General features: G+C 61.6%; 22 protein-coding genes. 8 read left to right on the top strand and 14 right to left on the bottom strand.

What is annotated here, in order from left to right; translation table 11 throughout:
• Positions 1–1,117 (top strand): glucose-6-phosphate isomerase (gene pgi, locus ABJN75_RS08715; RefSeq protein ID WP_348438766.1); only part of this gene is annotated, 1,117 nt, incomplete at its 5' end.
• On the opposite strand, the gene ABJN75_RS08710 is transcribed toward pgi, so the two are convergent.
• The 3 genes from ABJN75_RS08710 to pyrC form a co-directional block, all read right to left on the bottom strand.
• Complete coding sequence (locus ABJN75_RS08710) at positions 1,118–2,041, bottom strand: carbohydrate kinase (RefSeq protein WP_348438764.1); 924 nt, start codon at positions 2,039–2,041, stop codon at positions 1,118–1,120. It lies immediately after the preceding gene.
• 43 nt (positions 2,042–2,084) lie between these two features.
• The gene (locus ABJN75_RS08705) at positions 2,085–2,783 is read right to left on the bottom strand and encodes an orotate phosphoribosyltransferase (RefSeq protein WP_348438762.1); all 699 of its coding nucleotides are present in this window, start codon (positions 2,781–2,783) and stop codon (positions 2,085–2,087) included.
• 99 nt (positions 2,784–2,882) lie between these two features.
• On the bottom strand, positions 2,883–3,920 hold the full coding sequence (gene pyrC / locus ABJN75_RS08700) for a dihydroorotase (protein WP_348438760.1): 1,038 nt from the start codon (positions 3,918–3,920) through the stop codon (positions 2,883–2,885).
• Between the two features lie 117 nt (positions 3,921–4,037).
• On the opposite strand from pyrC, the gene ABJN75_RS08695 reads away from it, so the two are divergent.
• Entirely contained in the window at positions 4,038–4,826 is a 789-nt protein-coding gene (locus ABJN75_RS08695) for an SDR family oxidoreductase (RefSeq protein ID WP_348438758.1), read from the top strand.
• 39 nt (positions 4,827–4,865) lie between these two features.
• Here the strand turns inward: ABJN75_RS08695 and ABJN75_RS08690 are convergent, their stop codons facing one another.
• On the bottom strand, positions 4,866–5,720 hold the full coding sequence (locus ABJN75_RS08690) for a D-amino-acid transaminase (RefSeq protein WP_348438756.1): 855 nt from the start codon (positions 5,718–5,720) through the stop codon (positions 4,866–4,868).
• 138 nt (positions 5,721–5,858) lie between these two features.
• Here ABJN75_RS08690 and ABJN75_RS08685 point away from each other — a divergent pair, with 138 nt between their 5' ends.
• The gene (locus tag ABJN75_RS08685; protein WP_348438754.1) at positions 5,859–6,971 is read left to right on the top strand and encodes a DegT/DnrJ/EryC1/StrS family aminotransferase; all 1,113 of its coding nucleotides are present in this window, start codon (positions 5,859–5,861) and stop codon (positions 6,969–6,971) included.
• A gap of 98 nt (positions 6,972–7,069) precedes the next feature.
• On the opposite strand, the gene ABJN75_RS08680 is transcribed toward ABJN75_RS08685, so the two are convergent.
• Genes ABJN75_RS08680 through ABJN75_RS08660 form a run of 5 tightly spaced genes read right to left on the bottom strand, consistent with a single transcriptional unit; the run spans position 7,070 to position 10,887 of the window.
• Complete coding sequence (locus ABJN75_RS08680; protein WP_348438777.1) at positions 7,070–8,299, bottom strand: class I SAM-dependent methyltransferase; 1,230 nt, start codon at positions 8,297–8,299, stop codon at positions 7,070–7,072.
• Entirely contained in the window at positions 8,299–8,868 is a 570-nt protein-coding gene (locus tag ABJN75_RS08675) for a dTDP-4-dehydrorhamnose 3,5-epimerase family protein (RefSeq protein ID WP_348438752.1), read from the bottom strand. Before ABJN75_RS08675 ends, ABJN75_RS08680 begins: the two co-directional genes overlap by 1 nt.
• A complete protein-coding gene (gene rfbG, locus ABJN75_RS08670; protein ID WP_348438750.1) occupies positions 8,865–9,965 on the bottom strand; it encodes a CDP-glucose 4,6-dehydratase in 1,101 nt (366 codons plus the stop codon). The genes ABJN75_RS08675 and rfbG overlap by 4 nt, the downstream gene beginning before the upstream one ends.
• Positions 9,962–10,732, bottom strand: a complete 771-nt coding sequence (gene rfbF, locus ABJN75_RS08665; protein ID WP_348438748.1) for a glucose-1-phosphate cytidylyltransferase — start codon at positions 10,730–10,732, stop codon at positions 9,962–9,964. Before rfbF ends, rfbG begins: the two co-directional genes overlap by 4 nt.
• Complete coding sequence (locus ABJN75_RS08660; RefSeq protein WP_348438746.1) at positions 10,729–10,887, bottom strand: hypothetical protein; 159 nt, start codon at positions 10,885–10,887, stop codon at positions 10,729–10,731. Before ABJN75_RS08660 ends, rfbF begins: the two co-directional genes overlap by 4 nt.
• A 161-nt stretch (positions 10,888–11,048) precedes the next feature.
• On the opposite strand from ABJN75_RS08660, the gene ABJN75_RS08655 reads away from it, so the two are divergent.
• Positions 11,049–12,617 carry a helicase HerA-like C-terminal domain-containing protein gene (locus tag ABJN75_RS08655; RefSeq protein WP_348438776.1) on the top strand — a complete coding sequence of 523 codons (1,569 nt, stop codon included), beginning with the start codon at positions 11,049–11,051 and terminating at the stop codon, positions 12,615–12,617.
• A gap of 73 nt (positions 12,618–12,690) precedes the next feature.
• Here ABJN75_RS08655 and ABJN75_RS08650 read toward each other — a convergent pair whose 3' ends face one another.
• From ABJN75_RS08650 to ABJN75_RS08635, 4 genes are all read right to left on the bottom strand, one after another.
• Complete coding sequence (locus ABJN75_RS08650; RefSeq protein ID WP_348438744.1) at positions 12,691–13,458, bottom strand: L,D-transpeptidase; 768 nt, start codon at positions 13,456–13,458, stop codon at positions 12,691–12,693.
• Positions 13,459–13,695: 237 nt separating this feature from the next.
• Positions 13,696–15,105 carry a trehalose-6-phosphate synthase gene (locus tag ABJN75_RS08645; RefSeq protein ID WP_348438741.1) on the bottom strand — a complete coding sequence of 470 codons (1,410 nt, stop codon included), beginning with the start codon at positions 15,103–15,105 and terminating at the stop codon, positions 13,696–13,698.
• Between the two features lie 3 nt (positions 15,106–15,108).
• On the bottom strand, positions 15,109–15,912 hold the full coding sequence (gene otsB / locus ABJN75_RS08640; RefSeq protein WP_348438739.1) for a trehalose-phosphatase: 804 nt from the start codon (positions 15,910–15,912) through the stop codon (positions 15,109–15,111).
• 247 nt (positions 15,913–16,159) lie between these two features.
• Entirely contained in the window at positions 16,160–16,813 is a 654-nt protein-coding gene (locus ABJN75_RS08635; protein WP_348438737.1) for a haloacid dehalogenase type II, read from the bottom strand.
• A gap of 284 nt (positions 16,814–17,097) precedes the next feature.
• Between ABJN75_RS08635 and ABJN75_RS08630 the strand changes: the two genes are divergently transcribed.
• A complete protein-coding gene (locus tag ABJN75_RS08630) occupies positions 17,098–17,964 on the top strand; it encodes a branched-chain amino acid aminotransferase (protein WP_348438735.1) in 867 nt (288 codons plus the stop codon).
• A 30-nt stretch (positions 17,965–17,994) separates the two neighbouring features.
• Positions 17,995–18,375 carry a RidA family protein gene (locus tag ABJN75_RS08625; protein ID WP_348438774.1) on the top strand — a complete coding sequence of 127 codons (381 nt, stop codon included), beginning with the start codon at positions 17,995–17,997 and terminating at the stop codon, positions 18,373–18,375.
• 31 nt (positions 18,376–18,406) lie between these two features.
• On the opposite strand, the gene denD is transcribed toward ABJN75_RS08625, so the two are convergent.
• Positions 18,407–19,390 (bottom strand): D-erythronate dehydrogenase, encoded by a 984-nt coding sequence (gene denD, locus ABJN75_RS08620; RefSeq protein ID WP_348438733.1) that lies wholly within the window; start codon positions 19,388–19,390, stop codon positions 18,407–18,409.
• 255 nt (positions 19,391–19,645) lie between these two features.
• Here denD and ABJN75_RS08615 point away from each other — a divergent pair, with 255 nt between their 5' ends.
• Positions 19,646–20,530 carry a DMT family transporter gene (locus ABJN75_RS08615; protein WP_348438731.1) on the top strand — a complete coding sequence of 295 codons (885 nt, stop codon included), beginning with the start codon at positions 19,646–19,648 and terminating at the stop codon, positions 20,528–20,530.
• A gap of 237 nt (positions 20,531–20,767) precedes the next feature.
• The gene (locus ABJN75_RS08610) at positions 20,768–21,937 is read left to right on the top strand and encodes a substrate-binding domain-containing protein (RefSeq protein WP_348438772.1); all 1,170 of its coding nucleotides are present in this window, start codon (positions 20,768–20,770) and stop codon (positions 21,935–21,937) included.
• The last annotated feature ends 64 nt before the right edge of the window (positions 21,938–22,001 follow it).

Here is a 22,001-nt window from a genome sequence, read left to right as displayed (position 1 = left end):
CGTCTCCAATGTCGACGGCGCCCATATCACCGACACGCTTTGCGGCCTTGATCCGGCGTCCACGCTGATCATTGTCGCGTCGAAGACCTTCACCACCATCGAGACCATGACAAACGCCGCCACGGCCCGGGATTTCATCGTCTCTGCGCTCGGTGAAAGCGCCGTGGCGCAGCATTTTGCCGCTGTCTCCACCGCGCTCGACAAGGTGGCGAAATTCGGCCTCGACCAGACTCGTGTCTTCGGGTTCTGGGATTGGGTCGGCGGACGTTATTCGCTCTGGTCAGCCATCGGATTGCCGCTGATGATCGCCATCGGGCCCAGGGCGTTCGGTGATTTCCTGGCCGGCGCACGCGCCATGGACGAACACTTCAAGGCGGCGCCGGTCCGCCAGAACCTGCCGATGATGCTGGGCCTGATCGGAATCTGGCACCGGTTGGTCTGCAACCATCCGAGCCGGGCGATCATTCCCTATGAGCAACGGCTGTCGCGCTTTCCGGCCTATCTGCAACAACTCGACATGGAATCAAACGGCAAATCAGTGACCATCGACGGCGAACCGCTGACGACAGCCTCCGGGCCGATCGTCTGGGGCGAACCCGGCACCAACGGCCAGCACGCGTTCTTCCAGCTCCTGCATCAGGGCACCGATGTGATCCCGGTCGAATTCATCATCGCGGCGAATGGCCATGAACCGGAACTCAGCCATCAGCACGAGTTGCTGATCGCCAATTGCCTGGCACAATCGGAAGCGCTGATGCGGGGCCGGACCCGCGAGGAGGCCCGCGCACAGATGGTCGCCAGCGGCGCTTCCGCGCAGGAAGCCGAGCGCCTGGCTCCGCACAAGACATTCCCGGGCAACCGGCCTTCGATCACGCTTGTGCATGACAAGCTGACGCCGTTCACGCTCGGACGGTTGATTGCGCTTTACGAGCACCGGGTGTTTGTCGAGGCACAGATCTTCGGCATCAACGCCTTTGATCAATGGGGTGTGGAGCTGGGCAAGGAACTGGCGACAGGACTGTTGCCGGTGGTCAAGGGCGAAAGCGACGGCGATGGCCATGACGCCTCGACGCTGATGCTGGCGGCAACGATCATCAAGATGCGCAAAAAAGGCTGATCAGAACCCGATCTCGTTGGCCCAGGGCGGATTGGCGCCCGGCCGCGAGACGGTCACCGCGGCGGCCCTGGCGCCAAGGCTCAGTGCGTTGCCGATCGCATCGACAGACAACGACCTGATCGCGGTTTTGTCCAGCACACCGTCGCGCTTGAGCGACGCCAGAATGCCGGCGTTGAACGTGTCGCCTGCCCCGACGGTGTCGGCGACTGTGACGGGCACTCCCTCGACCTCGACCCTGCCATCCCTGGTGAAACCGACCGCACCCTTCGGCCCCCGCGTGAATACCACCAGGCTGGGGCCGTTATCGAGCCACACCTTCGCAGCGCTTTCCATATCGGTCATGCCGAACCATTCAAGATCCTCATCTGACATCTTGAGAATATCGCTCATGGCGATCATCCGGTCGATGCGCGCGCGGTGCTTGGCCGGGTCGGTTATAAATCCAGGACGGATATTCGGGTCGAGCGAGATTACGCGCGATCCGCATTCGCGACGCATCAGGCTTTCGTAAGTCGACCCGCAAGGGTCCGGGATCAGGCTGATCGCACCGAAATGCAGTGCTTCGACATCGCCGCCCAATGCCGGCAAATGCGCTTCGGTGAGCATCCGGCCAGCGGTATTCTCGTCAAAGAAGGCGTAGCTTGCCTGGCCGTTGACCAGCCGCACGAAGGCCAGCGTGGTATGCAGGTCAAGGGTAGCGCAATAGCTGTGATCGACGCCGCTTTCGGTCAGCACCTTGCGCAGGATGTCGCCAAACATGTCGCTTGAAAGGCCGGTCAGGAAACCCGTTGGCAAACCAAGCCGGCCAAGCGCGATGGCCGTGTTGAACACCGCGCCGCCGGCATAGGGCGCAAACGCATCCTCACCGCGTGTGGTGGCGCGCGGCAGCATGTCGATGAGTGCTTCCCCACAACAGATGATCATTGCCGTTTCCTCCACTCGCCGGCCGGAATGGCCGGTCTTTGCGTTATTGTCCGGGAAGTTCGCTGACGCCACCATGCTCGCCCGACCAAGCCAGCGGCGCATCCAGAAAAGCCTCCACCGAAGCCAGTGTCGCCGGGTCAAAAGCTTGCTGCCTGGTGGCCGCTGCCAGCACATCGCGCCAGGTCGCCAGATAATGAAGCGTCACCTTGCCGTTGGCGAAACGCTGTTCGGCCTCACCGAAAATTCCGTAGTAGAACAGCGCGATACCGTGATCGACCGTGCAGCCGGCTTCGCGGATGGCGTCGATGAAGGTGAACATGGAACCGCCCGCTGTGGTCAGGTCCTCGATGACCAGCACCCGCGAGCCCTCCGGCAATTCGCCCTCGATCTGCGCGTTGCGGCCATGACCCTTGGGCTTCTTGCGCACATAGATCATCGGCAGGCCGAGCCGCTCGGCCAGGAAGGCGGCAAAGGGAATGCCTGCGGTTTCGCCACCGGCGATGCAATCGAACTGCTCGAAACCTGCCTCGGACAGGACGGTCGCCGCAGCAAAATCCATCACGGCGGAGCGGATGCGCGGATAGGAGATGAGCTTTCTGCAATCGATGTAGACCGGGCTCACCATGCCGGACGCGAGCTTGTAGGGCTCGGTGGCGTTGAAATGCACCGCCTTGATTTCGAGAAGCTGGCTGGCGACAAGTTCGGCGATCTTCGCCTTGTCAGGAAATGTGTTGGAAAACATCGGCGGCGCTCCCGGATCAAACGGTCGGGCCAGTTTCGTTGAAACCGCCCCGTTTCTCGGCGATCCGAATACCAGCTTCACCGCGAGCTTGAAAGGGTGTTAGGCAACTTCCCAGTGGATGGGCAAAAGCGGATCAAAGACCGTCACCGGACCGTCACCGGTTTCAATCCTGGCCGGCCAGGTGACCGGGTTGTCGCGGCGCACCAGTCTGACCGTCTGCTCATTGACCGGAAGCCGGTACCAGGCAGGCCCGTTGAGACTGGTGAAACCTGCCAGCTTGTCGAGCGCGTTCTCCTCCTCGAAAACATGGGCAAGGCAGGACAATGTATTGATCGAGGTAAAAATACCGGCACAGCCACAGGCGCATTCCTTCAACGGATCGACATGGGGGGCAGAATCGGTGCCGAGGAAAAACCGCTTGTCACCAGAAGTCACCGCGTTGCGCAGCGCCAGACGGTGACTTTCGCGCTTGGCCACAGGCAGGCAATAATAGTGGGGCTTGATGCCGCCGGCGAGAATGGCATTTCGGTTGATCATCAGATGATGAGTGGTGATGCTGGCGGCCAGATTGCCGTCCGACTGCATCACATAATCAACGCCATTGGCGGTGGTGACGTGCTCAAGCGTGATCCTGAGCTCGGGCAACTGCCGGCGCAGCGGATCGAGCACGGTTTGGATGAACACCGCCTCCCGGTCGAAAATATCGACCGCCGGATCGGTGACTTCGCCATGAATGCAAAGCGGCATGCCGATTTCAGCCATCTTTTCCAGCACCGGCATGACCTTGCCAAGATCGCGCACGCCGGAATGGGAATTGGTGGTGGCGCCGGCCGGGTAGAGCTTCACCGCAGTCACCAGTCCCGAGGCGTGGGCGCTGGCGACATCGGCGGGATCGGTGCCCTCGGTCAGATAGAGCGTCATCAGCGGCGTGAACTCGAGACCGGCCGGCAATGCTGCCCGAATGCGGTCGCGATAGGCAGCCGCATCCGCACCGGTCACCACCGGCGGCACCAGATTGGGCATGATGATGGCACGGGCGAAATCGCGGGCCGAATAAGCCAGCACGCCTTCGAGCATGGCGCCATCGCGCAAATGCAAATGCCAGTCATCGGGCTTGGGAATTGTGAGTTCGACCACGGTGGCGTTTCCTTAATCTCTGCCCTAAATGATTTCCGGACGGGTTGACCTTTGGCGCCGGGACGGCGACGTATGGGCAAGCCTTTAACAGGCATTCGAGTTGCAAGGAAAGATATCATGGATCTGGGACTGACAGGAAAACGGGCTTTGGTGCTGGCGTCGTCGCGCGGGCTGGGGCTTGGCGTGGCCGAGGCAATCGCGGCGGAAGGCGCGGACGTGATGATCAGCGGACGCGACGGCGCCCGGCTTGAAGCCGCCGCCAATGCCATCAACGCGCGCGGCGCGGGCAAGGCGCATTTCGTGGTCTGCGACCTCTCCGACAAGGCAACCCCGGCGCAATTGCAGGAGACCATCGAGAAGGATTTCGGCAGGCTCGACATTCTGGTCAACAACACCGGCGGCCCGCCGCCCGGTGCGATGAGCGAAGCCGACCTTTCGGTTGTGCATCGCCAGTTCGAAATCATGGTGCTCAGCGTGATGGATGTCACCGCACGGTTTCTGCCGGGCATGCGGGCGCAGGGCTGGGGCCGGGTGCTGACCATCGCCTCCTCCGGCGTAATCCAGCCGATCACCAATCTGGGTCTGTCCAATGCACTCCGGGCATCACTGGTCGGATGGTCGAAATCGATGGCCAACGAAACCGCCACCGATGGCGTGACCTTCAACATGCTGCTGCCGGGACGGATCGATACAGACCGGCTCAAGGAACTCGACGCCGCCAACGCCAAGCGCTCCGGCAAAAGCCTGGACGAGGTTGCGCACGCAGCCCGGGTGCAGATCCCGGTCGGCCGTTATGGCGCGGTGGAAGAATTCGGCGCAGCAGCCGCATTCCTGGTCAGCGCGCGGGCGAGCTACATCAACGGCTCGATGATCCGTTGCGACGGCGGCGCGATCAAATCTGTCTGACCGAAATCGGGAGCCGGGCCGGACTGGCCCGGCCCACCATCAGACAGCGCGCTTGAGGCTTTCCTCGATATAGGTCTTCCGCAGACCCAGCGTCACCGGTCCGGGCTTGCCGCCGGAGAGTTCGACGCCGTCGATGGACACAACCGGACCGACAAAAGCCGACGCGGACGAAATGAAAGCCTCTGCGGCATTCTTTGCTTCCTCGATGGTGAATTCGCGCTCTTCGATCCGCACCCCGTTCACGGAGGAATATTGCATCAACGCGGCCCGCGTGATGCCGGGCAGGATCGAATTCGACAGCGGGCGGGTGACAATGGCGCCCTGTTTGGTGACAATGAACGCATTGTTGGACGTGCCTTCGGTGACCACGCCGTCGCGCACCATCCAGGCGTCGTCTGCGCCACGGGCCTTGGCTTCCATCTTGCCCAGCGAGGGATACAGCAACTGCACGGTCTTGATGTCGCAGCGGCCCCAGCGCAGATCCGGAATCGAGACGATCTTCATGCCATCCCTGGCCACCGCTGTGTCGATCAGCGGGCGGCTCTGGGTGAACAGCACCAGCGTTGGCGTCAGCTTTTCGGTGTCGAACATGAAGTCGCGGTCAACAGCGCCCCGGGTCATCTGCAGATAGACGACGCCCTCCTCCACCTTGTTGCGACTGACCAGTTCGCGATGGATCGCCAGCAGGTCATCGTCGCTGACGGTGAACCGCATGCCGAGTTCGCCAGCAGAGCGGTGCAGGCGCGCCATATGCGCGGAGAAATCGATCAGCTTGCCGCCAAGCACGGAGGCGACTTCATAAATCCCGTCGCCGAACAGGAACCCGCGATCAAACACCGAGACCTTGGCCTCGTTTTCCGGCAGATATTCTCCGTTGACATAAACCGTGCGCATCGCAATCCCCTTGTTTCCGACGATGTTTGTCTTGCCAGAAAACACGCTCGCCCGCCAACCGGTTTTTCGCAATGAGGCGCAATCTCCGCACAGGTTCACCGCGTTAGACAGAGTGAGACCTGCCGCCGGAACCCGATCATGACTGAGCGCATCGCCTATACCAAACCCTCGATTACCGAGCTCGAAGTCGAGTATGCGACGGACGCTGCGCGCAATGGCTGGGGCGCCCGTTGCTATGATTACATCCACAGGCTGGAGCGCGATTTCGCCGCCCATCTCGGCGTCACTCACGCCATCGCCACATCCAGCTGCACAGGTGCGCTGCACCTGGGTCTGGCGGCACTTGGTGTGGGTCCGGGCGACGAGGTGATCCTGGCCGACAGCAACTGGATCGCTTCTTGTGCTCCGGTCCTCCACCTCGGCGCCAAACCGGTTCTGGTCGATATACTGGAGGAGACCTGGTGCCTTGACCCGGCACTTGTCGAAGCCGCGATCACGCCGCGGACAAAAGCGATCATCGCCGTTCATCTGTATGGCTCGTTGTGCGACATGGACGGGCTTATGGAGATCGGTGCGCGCCATGGCATCGCGGTGATCGAGGACGCTGCTGAAGCGATCGGTTCAGCCTGGGGCGAAAGGCGCGCCGGATCCAGAGGCAGCTTCGGCACCTTCTCGTTTCACGGCACCAAGACCATGACCACCGGCGAAGGCGGCATGTTCGTGACCAGCGACCGCGACCTGTTCGAACGGGTCACAACGCTGTCCAACCACGGTCGCGACGCCAGCGAACCGCGCCAGTTCTTTCCCACCGTGACCGGCTACAAGTTCAAGATGGCCAATATCGCCGCCGCCATCGGCTGCGCCCAGGTTGACCGGATCGCCGAGTTGATTGCCGGCAAACGCAGGATCATGGCGCGTTACCGTGATCTGCTGACGGATCTGGACGGGATTGCACTCAATGCCGAACCTGAGGGCACCACCAATGGCTACTGGATGCCGACAGCCGTGTTCGACCGGGATACCGGGGTGACCCGAGAAAAGTTGATTGCGGCGTTTCAAGACGCCAATATCGACGCGCGGGTTTTCTTCTGGCCGTTGTCGGATCTGCCGATGTTCGATCCCCGCCCGGAGAATGCGAACGCCCGGGACATTGCCGGGCGCGCCATCAACCTGCCGAGCTATCACGACATGAATGAACTGGCCCAGGCGCGCGTTGCCGACGTGATCGCCGGGCTGTTGAAAGCCCGCTGACAGGTGTTTCCTGGGCAGATCTCAGGCATCGGGCTTGGTTGGGCGGGAGCCACCGGCACCAGTGGATTTGTCGGTCAGTTCGATTGCAACCTTGTTGTTCAATTCCGGATCGCGAGTTTCGGAATTGCGGTCACGAACTGTCCACCCCAGTCTCTGATATAGGAAAGCTGGTTCCTGATTTCTGTCTCGATGTTCCATGGCAATATCACCACCTTGTCTGGTTGCTCTGATTTGAGCCGGTCCTCACTCACGATCGGAATATGCGAGCCGGGCATGTAACGCCCCTGCTTGGCCGGGTTCCGGTCGACAACGAAAGCTACATCGCGCGCAGTCGCACCTGCGAAATTCAGCAGTGTGTTGCCCTTGGCCGCTGCGCCGTAGGCCGCGACTTTGTGGCCGGCTGCATGCGCATCGCCAAGGAACCGGCAAAATGCATCGCGCGCCGCTTCCGCCTTCGTCTGAAAGCCGGCATAAAATGTCTCGCTTTCCAATCCCGCCTGGCGCTCGGTGCTCAGCATGGAAGCCACCGCCGGGGTGACCGGGTGGGCATGATAATCGGCGCGGCAGGCATAGACCCTGAGGCTGCCGCCGTGATGCGGCGTGACACCCACATCGAACACACTCAGCCCGTTCGCACGGAAAATGCGATCAACCGCCAGCAGCGACAGATAGGAGTAGTGTTCGTGATAGGCGGTGTCGAACTGGTTGCCGCGCACCATTTCCAGAATATGCGGAAACTCGAAAGTTGCCACACCGGCCGGCTTGAGCAGGTTTGCGAAACCCGCCACGAAATCATTGATATCCGGCACATGGGCCAGAACATTGTTGGCGGCGACGAGATCGGCCTGCCTTCCCTGCTGCGCCAGCCTGGCGGCCAGATCACGCCCGAAGAAATCCTCGATCATGTCAATGCCCCGGGCGCGGGCGGCTTGCGCCGTATCGCGGGTCGGCTCGACACCGTAACAGGGAATCCCGATCTGCTTGACGTATTGCAGAAGATAGCCGTCATTGGCGGCGATCTCCGCCACCAGACTGGTCTCTCCCAGAGCAAACCGCTCGCGCATGTCGGCAACATAGGTTCTGGCGTGATCGAGCCAGGTTCGGGAGAATGACGAGAAATAGGCGTAATCGCCGGAAAAGAATTCCTCCCGGTCGGCAAAGTCCTCGGTCTGGGTCAGCCAGCACGAGGTGCAGGTGCGGATGACCAGCGGATAGCGCTTTTCCGGTCGCGTCAGGTCTTCCGCTTCAAGATAGGAATTGGAAGGCGGCGCCTGCCCGAGATCGAGAAACGGAATGAAATCGTCGCCGCCGCAATGCCTGCACCGCATCATCGGCTCACCCCGGCATCTTCAATCAACCCGAACGCGGCGTCGCGCGCCGACAGCCCGGTGACCGGCAATGGCCAGGCGATCGCCAGCGTCGGATCATCATGGCGCAATCCGGACTCGGCTTCAGCCGTGTAGGGCACGGAATGGACATAGATCAGTTCGACATCGTCGGTCAGCGCCTGAAACCCGTGGGCGAAGCCTTCGGGCAGATACATCGCTGTCGCCGATGCTTCCGAAAGTTCGGCTGAGGCATGGCGGTAACGGGTCGGGCTTGCGGCGCGGACATCAACGGCGACATCAAGGACCGCGCCGCGAATGCACACCACAAGCTTGGCCTCGGCATGGGGCGGGAGCTGGAAGTGCATGCCGCGCACCGTGCCGCGCCGCGTCGTACGGCTGTGATTGATCTGGGCGACCGGGCCGGGCCAGCCGATTTCCGCCAGCGCTTCGGCGCAGAAAATCCGGGCGAATGCGCCACGATCGTCAATAAAAGTCCTGCGGTGGACAAGCACCGGTCCGCCAGGCGCTTCCGGCATCAGCGGCGTTATGGTGAAGGGCTGCACGCTCACGCCACGCACTCCACCGTGGCATGCCTTGCGGCATCGAGATAGGCGCGGCAGTCGGTCTCGCAAAGCTCGCGGGCGGACCGGCCGTTGAGCAATCCGCTATACCACAGTGCTGTCCGCGCCACTGTTTGCTCCAGATCCCACAGCCCGGATATGCCGAGATCGGTCTCGGCAAGCGCGGGATCGAGCGCCAGCGCATGCGCTTCGGCGGGACCTGCCCGGGATTCGGCATAACGGGTGCGGGCATCGCCGAAATGGTTCGCGGCAAGCGTCAGCACGTGGCGCACGGTGGCGCTGTCGAAACGCGGACCGAAATTGTAGGCCGGGGCAAGATCCGCGCCGGCGTCAGGCCTCGACGCCAAACGTTCCGCCAACACCAGATAGCCGCGCAACGGCTCAAGCACATGCTGCCATGGCCGGGTGGCCAGCGGCCGGCGCACCTCAAGTGTCGCTCCCGCCGACCAGGCCCGTATCGCATCGGGCAACAGCCGGTCCTCGGCCCAGTCGCCGCCGCCGATCACATTGCCGGCCCGTGCCGTGGCAAGGCCACAGCCACCCGCTTCAAACTGCGGGCGCCAGCCGGTCGCCACCATTTCACAGGCGGCCTTGCTGGCGGAATAGGGATCTTCCCCGCCAAGCGGATCGGTTTCGCGGAATGGCCGGCCATCGCCACAATTGCGATACACCTTGTCGGTGGTGGTGATGACGATGGCGCGCGCCGTGCCGGCTTTTGCCAGCGCCTGCAGGAGATTGTTGGTGCCCGACACATTGGTGGCGAAGGTGCCGGCCGGATCGGCATAGCCGCGGCGCACCAGCGATTGCGCCGCCAGGTGGAAGACGATCTCCGGCTTTGCGCGGGCAACGAGAGCGCAGAGCGCCTCCGCATCGCGGATATCGACGGTCTCGCGGGGCAGCCGGGCCTGCGAATGCAGCAACGGAAACAACGCCGAAGGTTGTTCAGGCGGCAGCGAGCAACCGGTCACCTCCGCACCCATGGCTTCGAGCCAAAGCAGCAGCCAGGATCCCTTGAAACCGGTGTGGCCGGTCAGAAGCACCTGGCGGCCCCGCCAGAACTTCGGATCCGGCAGGTTGTGGCTCACCAGCTTTTCCACGGCGCGACCCCCTCGGTCCAGAGAGCTTCGAGCATGGTCTTGTCGCGCAATGTGTCCATCGGTTGCCAGAAACCGCGATGGAAGAATGCCCGCAACTCTCCGTCCCGGGCCAGTTCCGCCAGCGGCTCGCCCTCGAAGCTGGTGCGGTCGCCTTCAATCCGGTCAAGCACCGCATTGGACAGGACAAAAAAACCGCCATTGATGAACCCGCCCTCGCCCTGCGGCTTTTCGATGAACCCCTGAACCTCGTCTCCGGCAAGCTTGAGAGCGCCGAAGCGGGCCGGCGGACGCACCGCGGTGACGGTGGCCAGGCGGCCATGGGACTTGTGAAAACCGATGGCGGCGGAAATATCGACATCGGACAGGCCATCACCATAAGTGAAGCAAAAGCTCTCCTCGCCCTCGAGATAGTCAGCGACACGCTTGAGCCGGCCGCCGGTGAGCGTGGTCTCACCGGTGTCGACAAGGGTCACCCGCCAGTCCTCGGCGCTCTGGCGGTGGAAATGGACCGTGTTGTCAGACATGTCGAAGGTCATGTCCGACATGTGCAGCGCATAATTGGCGAAATATTCCTTGATCACATAGCCGCGAAAGCCGCAGCATATGATGAAATCTCGGACGCCATGGCCGTGATAGAGCTTCATGATGTGCCACAGGATCGGCCGTCCGCCGATTTCCACCATGGGCTTGGGTTTGAGATGGGTCTCTTCGGACAATCGCGAACCGAGGCCGCCGGCGAGAATGACTACCTTCATGCTGCCACTCCCTGAATGGGCCGCACCGATTGCTGGACACAGGCAAGCCTGCCAGCCTGGCCTTGCAGCCGGATGGTGCATTCAGGCCCGGATGTCGCCCCATGCTTCATGATGCCCGATATTCTCCTGGCAATCTGCTTGTCGAAGCTAGGCATGCAAGCTTTCCCGAGGCTGTCGCGGTGTCATGAACTGTCCGTCAGGGATGGGGATCAAGCATTGTTCCGGCGGTCCGCCTTGCCTATAAGTGATCCATGATGCTTGCGCGCGGCGCATGCGAAAGCGACACACGCCACAACCGGCGCAGCACGAGGACACTATGCTCGAAAAAGGCAAGCTTTATGTCGGCACCAGCCGCAATCCCGACGACAGCATCAACAAGGGCGAATATCTTGACCTCAAATATGCCAACCGGCACGGGCTGATCACCGGCGCCACCGGCACCGGCAAGACGGTGACGCTGCAAATCCTCGCCGAGAGCTTTTCCAATGCCGGCGTCCCGGTGTTCTGCGCCGACGTCAAGGGCGACCTTTCGGGCATCGCCATGATCGGCGAAGACAAGGATTTCCTTGAAAAGCGCGCCAAGACAATCGGTCTCGATCCCTACGAGTTCCAGGAATTTCCGGTCATCTTCTGGGACCTGTTCGGCGAGAAAGGCCACCGTGTCCGCACCACGATCTCGGAAATGGGTCCGCTTCTGCTGGCGCGGCTGATGGATATGTCGGATGCGCAGGAAGGCGTGCTCAACATCGCCTTCAAGCTGGCGGACGAAAACGGGTTGCCGCTGCTCGATCTCAAGGATCTGCGGTCGCTGCTCGGCTATATGGCCGGCGAAACCGAAAAACTCTCGGCGATGTATGGCAACATCACCAAGCAGTCGCTGGCCACGATCCAGCGCGGATTGCTGGTGCTGGAGCAACAGGGTGCTGAAAATTTCTTCGGCGAACCGGCGCTGAAAATCGCCGACATCATGCGCACCACCAATGACGGCCGCGGCGCGATTTCGGTGCTGGCCGCCGACAAGCTGATGATGAACCCCCGGCTTTACGGAACATTCCTGCTGTGGCTTTTGTCGGAATTGTTCGAGGAGCTTCCCGAAGTCGGCGATTCCGACAAACCACGGCTGGTGTTCTTTTTCGACGAGGCACATCTGCTGTTCGACGAGGCGCCAAAGATCCTGATCGACCGCGTCGAACAGGTGGTCCGCCTGATCCGCTCCAAGGGCGTCGGCGTGTATTTTGTCACCCAGAACCCGCTTGATGTTCCCGAAACCGTGCTGTCCCAGCTCGGCAACCGCATCCAGCATGCGCTCAGGGCCTATACGCCGCGCGAGCAGAAGGCGGTGAAGGTGGCCGCGGAAACCTTCCGGCCCAACCCGGCATTCGATTGTTTCGAGGCAATCACCCAACTGGGCGTCGGCGAAGCCCTGGTTTCCACTCTTGGCGCCAAGGGTGTGCCGTCGATGGTCGAACGCACGCTGGTTCGTCCGCCCTCGTCCCGTCTCGGGCCGATCACCGAGCCGGAGCGGGTAAAGGTGATGGCGGTCAGTCCGGTCGCAGGTCAGTATGATACCGATCTTGATCGCGACAGCGCTTTCGAGATGTTGCAACGGCGCGCCGAGGAAGCGGCGAAGGCCGAAGAGGAAGAACGCAGCCGCGAAGAGAAAAAGGCCGAGAAGCCGCCTGAAAGCCGCCGCTGGACACTGCCCGGTTACGGCGATGACGGGGCCAGCGGCAGCCGCCGGACCACCAAGAGCCGCTCGCGCCCCGGCTATCAGCGCCAGACTGTAACCGAGGCGGTCATCAAATCGGTAGCGCGTTCAGCCGCCACCTCGCTTGGACGGGCTCTGGTACGCGGAATTCTGGGCTCGCTCAAGAAGGGTTTTTAGAGTGCACGTTACCTCGTCGAAGCACCGGGGTACTTCTCCAACCAGCGACTGGAACAATCGTTCGGGTCGAGTCTCAGGTTACCAAAATCGGGGTTCGGTTGGGCACGCGGTCATAGAGATCGCAGATATCCTGGTTGAGCAGGCGCACGCAGCCTGACGACACCGCCTTGCCGATCGACTGGTATTCCGGGCTTCCGTGCAGGCGGTAGAGGGTATCCTCGCCATTCTGGAAGATATAGAGCGCACGGGCACCCAGCGGATTGTCGAGACCGGGCGGCATGCCGCCGTTTTCGGCCGACCAGCGCTCCAGTTCGGGCTGGCGTGCAATCATTTCACCCGGCGGCGTCCATTTCGGCCACTTCTGTTTCCACTGAACAATCGCCCGGCCCGACCAGGAGAAGCCCTGGCGCCCGATGCCTACACCATAGCGCATTGCACGACCATTTTCCCGGACCAGATACAGGAAGCGGTCCGATGTGCTGACAACGATGGTGCCGGGCCGTTCGCCGGTGGGATCGGCAACCTCCTGACGCAGATATGCCGGATCGATCTCGGTGTAGGGAATGGCCGGCAGCGGAAACTGCTCATCGAGCTTGGGTCCGTACATGGCGTCGTAATAGGCGGACGCCCGCCCCAATCCACTGGTGCGGTTATCCGGCGTCCGGTAAACCGGCGTGGTTTCATCGACGAAGCGCCTGGTTGTCTGGCCGGCGCAGCCAGCCAGCGCAGCGGTCGCCGCCGTGCCGAGCGCCAGAAAGCCGCGCCGGGAAAGCGGGCGCGATATCCGGGCGTGTGCGGATACGCCGTTCAAAATCCGGTCTTTGTTATCTGGGCCGATCATATTGCGGGAAGTCCTCAGGTCTCGAGAGATAGAATCGTCGCCAATATCCTTCCGAAGTTTCCTCCGGACCGATTCAACGCGCGTGGCACATTTGAGTTCCGATTGTGACTTTCCAACGTTTGGCTTGTGGCTAACTTGCCACAGTAAACCACAACAGGATGAACTCGCCGTGAACACGGTGTAAAAAACCCCGACGGACAGATTGGGCGCCACTTTCGAATTTCGCCGAGACTTGGCTCACCCCGCCCTGGCTGCGGGTTGCAAGCGGGGGAGGCGCGCCAGCCACTCGGCGTCGATCTGCTCGACGGCTAGCAACTGTTTGAGGAATGCGGCGCTCCAGTGATCGACATCGTGCGTTTCCAGATGGCTGTAGAGTGCGCTGTGTCGGTTCCTGCGTTCAGCCAGCGGCATCTCCAGGGCGGTCCTGATCGCATCGGCGAGGTCATGCGGGTCATGCGGGTTGACGATCAGCGCCTCGGCCATTTCCTCCGCCGCTCCGGCAAATTGCGACAGGATCAGCACACCCGGATCGGTCTCGTCCTGGGCGGCAACATATTCCTTGGCCACCAGGTTCATTCCGTCAAACAGCGGCGTTACGAGGCCGACTTTGGACAAGCGAAACAGCACCGCGAGTTCGTCGCGCGGCAAGGCGCGATGTATATATTGCACCGGAGTCCAGTCGACCGTGCCGAAGCGGCCATTGATATGACCGGAAAGATGCTCCAGTTCCAACCGGATCTCCTTGTAGGCTTCGACATCATCGCGGGTCGGCGGGGCGATCTGCAGCAGCCCTACCTGACTGTGAAATTCCGGGTTCCCGGTCAGGAAGGTTTCGTAACCAGCGAGCCTTTGCGGCAGACCCTTTGAGTAATCCAGCCGATCCACACCGATCAGTCGCGGCAAGGGCGGCGGGGCAGTAGTTGCCGCCCCCTGGGCCGCCAGAGAGCGGAACCCGGTGACGTCGATGGAGATCGGAAAACAACGGATCACCACTTCCCGTCCCTTGATGCCCATATTGCCGTTGGCGCGCAATTCCCCGCCCAGAATGTGGCGGAAAATGTTGATCATGTGGCCGAGATCCCGTCTGGTTTGAAGCCCGATCAGATCGTATTCTGCAAGCCATGCCGCCAACTGCCACCATTCGGGAATGGCCTTGAAGGTCTGCACGTCGGGAAGCGGAATGTGCAGAAAGAAGCCGATCCGGCATCGAACCCCGAGCGCCCTGAGTTCATGCGCCAGCGGGATCATCTGGTAGTCATGGATCCAGATCACATCGTCCAGGCGCACCGTCTCGGCGATCATTCTGGCCACTCTCCTGGCCACTTCGCGATAGGCCACTGCATAATGGGGTTTGACGTCGATAAGATCCACACGGCCATGCAGAGCCGGCCAGAGCACCGAGTTGGAGTACCCCAGATAATAGTCCCGGTAGAGTTCGGGCTCGAGTTCGAACAGTCCGATTTCGAAATCGGGGCGCTGATGAAACACCAGTGATGCGGAAGGGTTTTCAGACTGTTGCGGCGCTCCACCGATCCATAATCCGCCGTCCTTTGACAGCGCATCCTTGAGCGCCACCACCAGCCCGCCCGAATCGCCGGAACCGTCTGTCGAAGGCGCCCTGTTTGAAACTATGACCAGCCGTCCCATCCGTCAGGCCCTCGTCCCGCCGGGCTGCACACGCAGCCAATCCTTGAAGGCCGAGGGGGTCGGTGTCCGGTAGCGTGCGCGGGTAGGACCATCGCCAATCTTGATCGTGACGCCGCCCCGTTCATCGATCCAGCGGAAGGCCGCTTCGTCTGTCTCGTCGTCCCCGGCGAACACGATGCCGCGACCTTCAAATTCCTCGAATCGCATGATTCGCTCGATGGCGTCGGCCTTGGAAATGCCATTCTGCTTGATCTCGATGGCCATCTTGGCGGACTGGAGGCCGAAATCACCATCATCATCTACGAGATCAGAGAGGAAATCGCGCACCTTGCCTTCAAGTTGCGGGTGCTGACGGAAATGCAGCACGATTCCGAAGCTCTTGTCCTCGGCAATCACACGCGGTTCGGCACCGGCAAACGCTCTCACGGCATCCTTGAGGCGGGCAAGGCGTTCGAGATCACAGTCGACCCCAGGCAATTCGGTTTTGCCGTGGCGCAGCTCGGCTCCGTGACCGCCGGAAACGGTTCCCGCAAAACAATCGAGATAGCGGTCAAGGTCCCGCAGGTCGCGGCCCGAAACAACCGCGACAGCACTGGCATGACGTCTGTACAAGGCGTCCAGCAGTTCCGCATCTTCCGGGCCGAAGCGGATCGAATCCGGGGTGGGGGCGATGTCGACCAGGGTTCCGTCAAAATCGAGAAACAGTGCGGCTGCATCTGAGTCGAGGGTGAGTGTTTCGAGATCTTCCCGGGGGGCGGCTTCAGGCGCAAAGCCGATCATACTGTCATAATCCGATGCTTGTTTCATGGTTGAAAAGCTCTCCTTGCCTGTCCGTTAAACGGCCAAACGGATCGATCGTTCCGCAGCAATGACAAGAATATTTCAACAGGTCAGCGCCTGACAACCACCGGAATGGCCGGTGGTGGCCGACTGCGACAAACCGCGCCGGCGCCGCTAACGCACGTCGCTTTCGCACGAATTGCGGCGACGCGTCAGCTCTTTGACTTCAAATGTGGTGATCGCAAAACCGCATCCCGGTCTTGCCCGAGCTGCCCTATTCGACGCCGTTGAGATCCGGCAGGATCAACGACGGCGACAGATCCCGGTATTCGTCGGGCATTCTGGCGCGGTTTATCCATACGGTTCGAAAACCGAATTTCGTGGCGCCTGCGACATCCCACCGGTTGGAGGACTGGAACGAGACTGCATCGGGATAGAGCCGGTAGGCGGTAGTGACCATCTCGTAGACGGCGGGATCTGTCTTGAAAGTTCTGAGTTCATCCACCGAGAAGACGTCATCGATCACCGAATCAAGTGCGGCGTTGCCGACCGCGGACGCAAGCATCGGCACCGAGCCGTTCGACAGGATCGCCACCCGCGCGCCGGTGGCCTTGAGCGCCTTGAGCACAGCAGGCACTTCCGGATAGCAATCGAGTTTGAAATAGGCATCAAGCAGATCGGCGCGCAAACTCCTGTCGGCGCTCGGGACGCGCTCGAAGGCGTGATCGAGCGCCTCTTCGGTGAGGGCCCAGAAATCCCGCCACTCGCGCATCAGCGCCCGGGTCCAGGAATACTCGAGCTGTTTGGCCCGCCAGATTTCCGACAATTGCTGCCCGTCGGGGCCAATTGCTTCGGCGTGACGACGAACTGCCGAATGCACGTCGAACAAGGTTCCGTAAGCGTCGAATACATAAGCGGCATAGGCCATCGAAAACTCTCCCATTCCAAGTGTCACGATGAACATGTTGCAGCGCAACAGTCAAGCTTCGGGCTTCGCCATGCCGGGATGCGGCAAAATCGCCTTCAATCCCCGAGCGAAACCGGACGCCTGCAAGCCCATGCGTTTGTTTGTTTCCCGCGGCGGCACCATCACGCAAGGATCGTGCTATTGCAATGTTTCGGTGCGGCTCAGTGCCAGCCGTGACTTGACGGACATGGCGGCGGCGTTCGATTGTCGTTCAGGCACGCACGATACACCCGCAGGAGGACACTATGGCCGTCGACACTCAAGCCCGCACCAAGACCTGGACCTATGTGGACGGCGACTGGCTGGAAGGCAATCCGCCGCTGATCGGCCCGGTGAGCCACGCCATGTGGCTTGGATCAACCGTGTTTGACGGCGCGCGCTGGTTTGACGGCGTGGCTCCGGATCTTGACCTGCACTGCCAGCGCGTCAACCGCTCCGCCAATGCCCTGGGCATGCGCGCGACGATGGACGCCGAGACCATCGAGGGCCTGGCGCATGAGGGTCTGAAAAAGTTCGACGGCAAGACCGCGGTCTACATCAAGCCGATGTACTGGGCCGAACACGGCGGCTACATGTCGGTGCCTGCCGATCCGGACTCGACCCGGTTCTGCCTGTGTCTGTTTGAAAGCCCGATGATCGCCTCTTCTGGATTTTCGGTGACGGTCTCGCCATTCCGGCGTCCAACCTATGAAACCGCACCGACCAACGCCAAGGCCGGTTGTCTCTACCCCAACAATGGCCGGGCAGTGATGGAGGCCAAGTCGCGCGGCTTCGACAATGCGCTGGTGCTCGACATGCTCGGCAATGTGGCTGAAACCGGCACCTCCAACATCTTCCTGGTCAAGGACGGCGTGGTGTTCACACCGGCGCCGAACGGCACCTTCCTGTCTGGCATCACCCGGTCGCGCACGATGCGGCTGTTGCGCGAGGCGGGAACCGAGGTGGTGGAGAAATCCCTGTCGGTTGCCGATTTCATCGATGCCGACGAGATCTTCTCGACCGGCAACCACTCCAAGGTGGTGCCGGTGATCGGCATCGAGGATCGTAAACTGCAGGCGGGCCCCGTCGCACGCAATGCGCGCGAACTCTACATGGACTGGGCGCACGGCTGAGGCGGCCAGGACAGCGGGGAAAGCCGGATGATCGAAAGACGCAAACACTCGACCGGTTCACCGTTCGAAAAGGCGGCGGCCTATTCCAGGGCCGTGCGTCAGGGACCGTTTGTGCATGTCTCGGGCACCACCGGCTATGATTACGCCGCGATGGAAATGCCTGCCGATGTCGCCGACCAGGCCCGCAACTGCTTTACCACCATTGCCGCCTCGCTGGCGGCTCTGGACGCGAGCCTGAGCGACATCGTGCGGGTGAGGTATTATGTCACCAAGCCCGAACATTTCGATGCGGTCGCGCCGGTGCTGGCTGACTGTCTGGGCGGCATCGACCCGGCGGCGACAATGATCGTCTGCCAGTTGATCCGTCCGGAAATGCAGATCGAGATCGAGGTCACGGCCCAGGTTGCGTGACCGGATTGCGTCACCGGAGAAAGCGGTCCGCTCAGAGCTTGCCACCCATTTCGTCCTCGATGTGGATGCGGATAATCTCGTCGAATGAGCTTTCGGCGCGGAAACCGAGCTTGAGCGCGCGCTCCGCGGCAAATCCGCGAGGCCAGCTTGAAACGATGTCCATGACCGCCTGATCAGGCTCGCTTCGGATAAGCGCCACCGCCCTGTCTCCTGCAATCCCCCGCAGCGCCTCGATCTGCTCGGCCACGGTGGCCGAGACACCCGGCATGTTGAGTACCCGCCGGTGCCCGACCGGGGATGTATCCATGGTCGCGGCATGGCTGAGAAAACCCGCTGCCGCCCGCGGACTGGCGTGCCAGTGGCGGACCGTATCGGGAACCGGCAGAATTGCCGGTTTGCCGGCCAGCGGCTCGCGCAGGATGGCAGAGAAAAAGCCGGAGGCAGCCTTGTTGGGCAGCCCGGGGCGAATGCAGACGGTCGGCAGGCGGATCGCCAGCCCGTCGAAAAAGCCGCGGCGGGAATAATCCTGCAACAGAAGTTCGCCGATGGCCTTCTGGGCGCCGTAGCTCGTCAGCGGCGCGGGCATGAAGGTGTCATCGATCTCGTCGGGCAACGGCGTACCGAAGACGGCTATCGAAGAGGCGAACACAAGCCGCGGGCAATAGCCTTGCGCCCCGGAAAGATGCCGGACCGCATCAAACAGGTAGCGGGTTCCATCCAGATTGATCCGGTACCCCTTGTCGAAATCCTGCTCTGCTTCCCCCGACACGATGGCCGCCAGGTGTATGATCACATCGGGCCGGCCAGCGAGCAGCTGCGGCGCCGCACGGGGATCGGAAATATCGACCGCCAGGCACGCCACCTCGCCTGAAAACCCGGACGGAGCTTCAGGCCTGACGGTGTCGGCCAGGGTCAATCCGGCGACGCTGGATGCACCGAGCTTGCCCGAGCGGGCAATCGCCCCAGCCAGTTTGCGGCCGATCATGCCTGCCGCGCCAATGATCAAGACATGCATGAGTGCGCTCCATCCGGGTCCGCGCGATCGTAGATCGATGATGTCTGCCGCACAATCGTCAAAGGCAAGCCTGAGCCGCGGCATGGCGATGTCTGTCTGACTGACTTGTTCATCCAGTCCGAAATCGGCATCCGTTCGCGCGCCAATTGCATTGTCGGACCGAATCCGCTTGATTGGCGCGAGACGGCGTCAGGATTGGCAGCCTTCCATCTCATTCCGCACCGAGCGTGCGCCCGCTCCACCGGAAGAAACACCATGCCCCAAATCCACCGACCGGGACTCGCCGCACTGTGGATGACCGGATCAATCGTTTCGTTTTCGACGATGGCGGTTGCCGGCCGCTATGTATCGGAGGTGCACAGCACTTTCGAGATCATGGCCTTCCGCTCGTTGACCGGCCTTGTAATCGTGCTGGCGTTGGCAGCGGCGAACCGCAAGCTTGGGGAAATCCGCAGCGAAAGGCTCAGGCAGCACTTCTTCAGGAACCTGTTTCACTTCACCGGTCAGAACCTGTGGTTTTTCGCGCTTGCCTCGATTCCGCTGGCGCAGGTGTTCGCGCTCGAATTCACCACGCCGATCTGGGTGATCCTGCTGGGCCTGCTGTTTCTGGGCGAACGCCTGACAGGGTACAGGATGCTCGCCGCAGCCCTGGGCTTTGTCGGCGTTCTGGTTGTCGCCAGACCGGATTTCGGTGCACTTGAACCCGGCCTGATGACAGCGGCCGCCTCGGCGATTTTCTTTGCCGCCACCATCATCATGACGAAAGCGCTGACGCGGCATGAGAGCATCGTCTCGATCCTGTTCTGGCTGACCGGGTTGCAATCGTGTTTTGGCCTGATCAGCCTTGTGGCGCAGGGATCGGTGACATGGCCGACGCTGACGACGTTCCCGTGGCTGCTGGTGATCGGGGGCGCCGGCCTGATGGCGCATTATTGCCTGACCACAGCGCTGTCGCTGGCGCCGGCAAGCTTTGTCATGCCGATCGACTTCACCCGGCTGCCGTTGATCGCCATTGTCGGCATGGTGCTGTTTGGCGAGAAGGCCGATCTGATGATCCTCTTCGGCGGCGGCATCATCATTCTCGCCAACTGGATCAACATCCGTGGAGAAAGCCGGTCGCGGCAACTGCCTGCGGTGTAACTGAGGCCTGTCGCGGACCGCGCGGCAGGTCGCCATTGCCCGGCCGGATCTGCCCCTCTCCCGGAATGGATCATGGCAGCCTCGAAGGGCGCCGCCGTGGCCCGGAGATGGCAACAGCCTTGTCGCCCAGACAGGGAAGCATGGCGGTTCACTCCGTGCCGGAACCTTGACATGAATATTGATTCATGTTTCATGTTTTTACCGTTGTTCGGCTTTGGGAGGAGACCCGATATGAAGATGAAGACGATAGTTGCGAGCAGTGCAGCCGCACTGATGCTGGCAGGCCCGGCGATGGCGGAAATCCGCATCGCCCATATCTACGGAAAGACCGGAGCGCTCGAGGCCTATGCGGCGCAATCGCATACGGGACTGATGCTCGGCCTGGAATATGCCACCGATGGAACCATGGAAATCGATGGCGAGAAGATCGTCATCATCGAAAAGGACACGCAGCTCAAGCCCGATATCGGCAAGGCCGTGCTGGCTGAAGCCTATGGCGATGACGAGGCCGACATCGCTGTCGGGCCGGTCAGTTCCGGTGTTGGGCTGGCGATGCTTCCTGTCGCCGAGGAATACGAAAAGATCCTGATCGTCGAACCTGCGGTGGCCGACTCGATCACCGGCGAGAACTGGAACCGCTATATCTTCCGGACCGGCCGCAACTCCTCGCAGGACGCCATCGCCAACGCCGTGGCGCTTGGTGGCGAGGGTGTGACGATTGCAACGCTGGCGCAGGATTACGCCTTCGGACGTGACGGTGTTGCCGCATTCCGTGAAGCTCTCGCCGGCACCGGCGCCAAGATTGCCCATGAAGAATACGTGCCAACCGATACCACCGACTTCACCGCAGCGGCAGAGCGCATTTTCAATGCCATGTCCGACGTTGAAGGCAAGAAGAAGCTGTTCATCATCTGGGCCGGCGGCGGCAACCCGATGGGCAAGATCAACGCCATGGATCCGTCCCGCTTCGGCATCGAGATCGCCACCGGCGGCAACATCCTGGCGGCGCTGACGGCCTACAAGGAACTTCCGGGCATGGAAGGCGCGACCTACTATTATTATGAAATCCCGAAAAATCCGGTCAATGACTGGCTGGTCGAGCAGCATATGGCGCGCTTCGGCTCGCCCCCGGATTTCTTCACTGCCGGCGGCATGGCAGCCGGAATTGCCGTGGTCGAGGCCATCAAGAAGGCCGGTTCGACTGACACCGAAGCGTTGATTACCGCGATGGAAGGCATGGAATGGCAGACACCCAAGGGCATGATGCGCTTCCGCAAGGAAGATCACCAGGCGCTGCAGGCGATGTACCATTTCCGTACCGAAATCCAGGACGGCAAGGACTATGGCGTCCCGGTTCTGGTGCGCGAGATCGGCATAGACGACATGGACATTCCGGTCCGCAACTAGGCTCGCAAAGCCGCGGATGCCAGCCTAGTGGCGTCCGCGGCGTATTCATCCTCCGCCGGTAGGT

It is taken from the genome of Hoeflea sp. (assembly GCF_039975035.1).
Taxonomy (GTDB): Bacteria; Pseudomonadota; Alphaproteobacteria; order Rhizobiales; family Rhizobiaceae; genus Hoeflea.
Note: the sequence above shows the minus strand (reverse complement) of the source record. Positions and strands in the feature narration are given on the sequence as shown.

Bases quoted from the DNA above. Each gene is read 5' to 3' on its own strand.
- ABJN75_RS08695 (WP_348438758.1), top strand. From the start codon at position 4,038: ATGGATCTGGGACTGACAGGAAAACGGGCTTTGGTGCTGGCGTCGTCG.
- ABJN75_RS08690 (WP_348438756.1), bottom strand. From the start codon at position 5,720: ATGCGCACGGTTTATGTCAACGGAGAATATCTGCCGGAAAACGAGGCC.
- ABJN75_RS08710 (WP_348438764.1), bottom strand. From the start codon at position 2,041: ATGATCATCTGTTGTGGGGAAGCACTCATCGACATGCTGCCGCGCGCC.
- ABJN75_RS08660 (WP_348438746.1), bottom strand. From the start codon at position 10,887: ATGCCTAGCTTCGACAAGCAGATTGCCAGGAGAATATCGGGCATCATG.
- ABJN75_RS08650 (WP_348438744.1), bottom strand. From the start codon at position 13,458: ATGATCGGCCCAGATAACAAAGACCGGATTTTGAACGGCGTATCCGCA.
- denD (WP_348438733.1), bottom strand. From the start codon at position 19,390: ATGCATGTCTTGATCATTGGCGCGGCAGGCATGATCGGCCGCAAACTG.
- ABJN75_RS08610 (WP_348438772.1), top strand. From the start codon at position 20,768: ATGAAGACGATAGTTGCGAGCAGTGCAGCCGCACTGATGCTGGCAGGC.
- ABJN75_RS08630 (WP_348438735.1), top strand. From the start codon at position 17,098: ATGGCCGTCGACACTCAAGCCCGCACCAAGACCTGGACCTATGTGGAC.
- ABJN75_RS08655 (WP_348438776.1), top strand. From the start codon at position 11,049: ATGCTCGAAAAAGGCAAGCTTTATGTCGGCACCAGCCGCAATCCCGAC.
- ABJN75_RS08615 (WP_348438731.1), top strand. From the start codon at position 19,646: ATGCCCCAAATCCACCGACCGGGACTCGCCGCACTGTGGATGACCGGA.
- ABJN75_RS08705 (WP_348438762.1), bottom strand. From the start codon at position 2,783: ATGTTTTCCAACACATTTCCTGACAAGGCGAAGATCGCCGAACTTGTC.
- ABJN75_RS08635 (WP_348438737.1), bottom strand. From the start codon at position 16,813: ATGGCCTATGCCGCTTATGTATTCGACGCTTACGGAACCTTGTTCGAC.
- ABJN75_RS08645 (WP_348438741.1), bottom strand. From the start codon at position 15,105: ATGGGACGGCTGGTCATAGTTTCAAACAGGGCGCCTTCGACAGACGGT.
- otsB (WP_348438739.1), bottom strand. From the start codon at position 15,912: ATGAAACAAGCATCGGATTATGACAGTATGATCGGCTTTGCGCCTGAA.
- ABJN75_RS08680 (WP_348438777.1), bottom strand. From the start codon at position 8,299: ATGCGGTGCAGGCATTGCGGCGGCGACGATTTCATTCCGTTTCTCGAT.
- ABJN75_RS08685 (WP_348438754.1), top strand. From the start codon at position 5,859: ATGACTGAGCGCATCGCCTATACCAAACCCTCGATTACCGAGCTCGAA.
- rfbF (WP_348438748.1), bottom strand. From the start codon at position 10,732: ATGAAGGTAGTCATTCTCGCCGGCGGCCTCGGTTCGCGATTGTCCGAA.